Source organism: Latilactobacillus graminis DSM 20719 (assembly GCF_001436415.1).
Lineage (GTDB): Bacteria > Bacillota > Bacilli > Lactobacillales > Lactobacillaceae > Latilactobacillus > Latilactobacillus graminis.
The window spans coordinates 1-561 of the sequence record NZ_AYZB01000022.1 but is presented as its reverse complement, the minus strand read 5'-3'; the positions used below and the strand labels follow the sequence as shown (position 1 = coordinate 561).

Sequence of the window (561 nt, the reverse complement as noted above, 5' to 3'; positions counted from 1 at the left end):
ATTAATCATTTCTTCCACGCTCCTCCGCCTTCTCTCGTCATTGTATCAATTTCGCCTTCTGCGTTGATGTACGGTAAAATCTCAAGCATTGCACCATAATAAAGTTCGGCACCTGGTTCCATATCCACGTATTTTATTTCTATCGGAATACCACACTTATGGAAATAATTAAACATGATTCTGAATTCTGTCTCACAATGACATTGACTTGCTACGTATTCCAACATTTGGTAAAAACATTCTATATTGTTTGTATACGCCCAACGTCCTGTACCACTAAATTCTATTGATAATTCGTACACATTTTCTACTGATTCTTCAAGTAAATACATGCTATCTTCATAATCAATATAGGTATCATAATCAACGTAGTTCGCGCTTAAAGATACCAAATTTAAAAAGGATTTTACCGCGTATATGCCATTTAGCAACAGCTCTTCATTAATGACAATTTGTCCTTGTGCTGATGAAATATTTGCCATTAGTTTAAATCCCCACTTTCCATAAACGATTGTGCGCCGTTATCGCGAATGTCTTGGAATAACGCTAAATATTCAAGGT

At 35.7% G+C, this 561-nt stretch carries 1 protein-coding gene; it reads right to left on the bottom strand.

Annotated features, from left to right (window positions below):
- Positions 1-5: 5 nt before the first annotated feature.
- The gene (locus FC90_RS04900) at positions 6-482 is read right to left on the bottom strand and encodes a hypothetical protein (RefSeq protein ID WP_057908174.1); all 477 of its coding nucleotides are present in this window, start codon (positions 480-482) and stop codon (positions 6-8) included.
- Positions 483-561 lie beyond the last annotated feature (79 nt).